Source organism: Gordonia sp. 852002-10350_SCH5691597 (assembly GCF_001665715.1).
Classification (GTDB): domain Bacteria; phylum Actinomycetota; class Actinomycetes; order Mycobacteriales; family Mycobacteriaceae; genus Gordonia; species Gordonia sputi.
Genome location: NZ_LZMO01000036.1, coordinates 1 through 2,578, shown reverse-complemented (window position 1 = coordinate 2,578; position 2,578 = coordinate 1). Strand labels below are relative to the sequence as shown.

General features: G+C 67.7%; 4 protein-coding genes. All 4 read left to right on the top strand.

Features of this window, described 5'->3' with window-relative positions; genetic code table 11:
* Positions 1-23 precede the first annotated feature (23 nt).
* Positions 24-674 (top strand): hypothetical protein, encoded by a 651-nt coding sequence (locus tag A5777_RS02770; protein WP_064861546.1) that lies wholly within the window; start codon positions 24-26, stop codon positions 672-674.
* Positions 667-1,581 (top strand): hypothetical protein, encoded by a 915-nt coding sequence (locus A5777_RS02765; RefSeq protein WP_064861545.1) that lies wholly within the window; start codon positions 667-669, stop codon positions 1,579-1,581. The genes A5777_RS02770 and A5777_RS02765 overlap by 8 nt, the downstream gene beginning before the upstream one ends.
* Before the next feature lie 68 nt (positions 1,582-1,649).
* A complete protein-coding gene (locus tag A5777_RS02760; protein WP_064861544.1) occupies positions 1,650-1,988 on the top strand; it encodes a hypothetical protein in 339 nt (112 codons plus the stop codon).
* A 64-nt stretch (positions 1,989-2,052) separates the two neighbouring features.
* Complete coding sequence (locus A5777_RS02755) at positions 2,053-2,430, top strand: hypothetical protein (RefSeq protein ID WP_064861543.1); 378 nt, start codon at positions 2,053-2,055, stop codon at positions 2,428-2,430.
* The last annotated feature ends 148 nt before the right edge of the window (positions 2,431-2,578 follow it).

The window sequence follows — 2,578 nt, the reverse complement described above, 5'->3', positions numbered from 1 at the left end:
CCATGACGAGGAGGACTACTGAAATGAGCACACCGCAACCCGTCAACGTCCACATCCAGACCGGTGCGGGCGAGATCATCCGCATCGTCGCCACCCTGCTCCTCTTTGGCGGGTTGGGGATGTTGGTGTGGGCCGTCGGACAAGGGCCGATGGCCGAGTACGCGAGCATCGCCGCGTCGGCGTCGCTGGTGTTCTTCTGCGGTCGCCTATGGAGCCGCGGCGTCATCGGCGTCCCCGCGGCCACCGCGAACGCGGCGGCTCAGGCCGGGCGCGGCGACGCTGACGCCGAGTTCCTGCGCCAGGTGGCGCAGAGTGCGTCCAGCGTCTCCGGCGGTTACCTGCGCCGCTGCTCGATCCCGATCCTGCTGCTGATCTCGGTTGGCTATGGTGTCGCATTTCTTCTTGTCCGCGAGGGTGTTTCGGCGGCGATGCACGTCTTTCAGAATTTGTGGATCGCGGGCGGTGTTTCGCTGCTGCTCGGCAGCCTCGTTGTGATGCCGAGCCTGTTCCCGTCGATGTTCGCGTCGCTGCGCCGCAGCGGTGTGATCCGGCCGGAGGGGACCGCACCCGCGACCACCCCCACCCCCGCAGCGGCCGCGCACACCGCCGCTACCCCCGCTCCGGCCAAGGTGAAGGTCGTGCGCCGTGTCAAGAAGGAGGGCTCCGATGCCTGAGTACGAGTACGAGTACGTCGATGAGCATGGCCATCCGCTGACCCCCGAGGAGGTGGCCGCCCTGGGCGACGTCGAGATCGTCGAGGAGACCCCGGTCAGCGAGACTCCGGTGCGTGCAGCGACGCCTTCGACACCCCATCGCATCCCCAAGGCGCTCATCGGCGTCGCCGCGGTCGCGGTGCTGGGTATCGGTGGTGGCGTGGCCTACGGCCTGCATGCGATGGGCGGGCAGGACAATGTGGCAGCGGTGAAAGCGCAGGTCAGGGACAAGACGAAGGAAGTCAAACAGAAGGCGGATCAGCCGGCTGACGAACCGATCGACGCATGCAGTCAGCTCAGTGCGGCCGCGTACTCGGTGACGGCGACGACCGGCGCAAGCCTGAAGGACAGGCTCAAGGAGAAGGCTGAACACGAGGGCTCCGATCCGTCGATGGAGCTGGCGATCCAGGGGACGCCCGTCACGCTGCCCGGCTTCGCCGAAAGACTCAAGGCCAATCCTGACGCCCGCGTGACGATGCTGCAGCTGGGCAGACACGACCTCGGCATCTACGTCGCCGAGCCACAGCGGTCGGCCAGCGCTGACTCGACGACCACCGCGACCGCCGCGGCCCCGTGGTGGAAGGTGGTCGCCGACACAAGCGCCACACCGCCGACGCTGGCGGGTGGGCCCGGTGACGGCACCGACGAGGATGCCGCGGGGGCTTGCGAGACCGCACCAGGTGGGACGTACCGCGTCGTCGGCGACGGCATCCCTGCTTCGGCCGAGGGGCTCAAGGCCGGGCAGGTGCAGGTCGAGAGCGCCAAAGCAGACGCGTCGCAGGAGGGCGTCGTCTGGCTGGTCATCGGAGACCAGTTCGCGAAGGCGCAGATTCAGGCGGCGACCACGGGCCAGGAAGGCGGTAGCTGACTGGCCCCGCTCCTAATCATCTTGGCCTGCAACCCATTTCGGTACAAAGACACAAGGAGAAGCCAACAATGAACACCCGAACTCGCGTCATCGCCTCGACTGTCGCCGCCTCGGCAGCGGTGGCCCTGGGCACCATCGGCGTCGGCCAGGCATCGGCCTCGATCCCTGACGGCCAGTACACACTCACGAGCACCGCAGGCGCCCACGCACCGGCGAGAGTCTCACACGGCCGTTTGCACTACCTCGGCCAGAATCTGCCGATGCACATGACGCGAGTCGGCGCGACGGTCGAGGTGGCGGGCAATGCGATCGAATACCGACTCGCCAAGCACGGCCGTGGATACGTCGGTCCGTCCCTGATCCTCGGGATTCCGACGGGGGTGGTGATCAGTCTGACGCCACGCTAGGGCGAACGAAACAGCCAGCCAGACAGAGCAATCCGAGACAAATCAATCATCAAAGGAGTCAGAAATGGGTATCAACAAGATCAAGACCGCCACCGTCGCGCTCGCCGGAGCCGCTGCCATCGCGGGCCTCGGCGCACTGGGCACGGGCACCGCCGCAGCGTCGCCGGTCCCCCACGACGGCGCGTACACGCTTGTGGTGCACAACCCGATCGTGCCGGTGGGTACACCGCCGATCGGCTCGGTGCCGGCCTCCATCCATGGCGGTGTCCTGACCATCGCGGGGCAGAGCGGCACCTTGCACGCGAGCGCACCGGGCGACACCGATTTCGGGCCGACCGCGACCATCGCGGGCGTGCCGGTCTCGCTGCTCGGCGACGGTGGAGCAGACGGCTACGGGCTCGTCGCCAACGGCTCGGCGTGGGGCCGGCTCGTGCCGCGCTGACGGGCTGAACCGAGAACCCCCGCACCGGACGGTGCGGGGGGTCTTGTGTGTCTGTGATCAGCTCAGCGCGCCACGAGCTTCCCGATCCACAGCTTCAGTGAGTCGGGCGCGACGAAGTAGACGTACGGGACCGAGTCCTGCGGCTGCA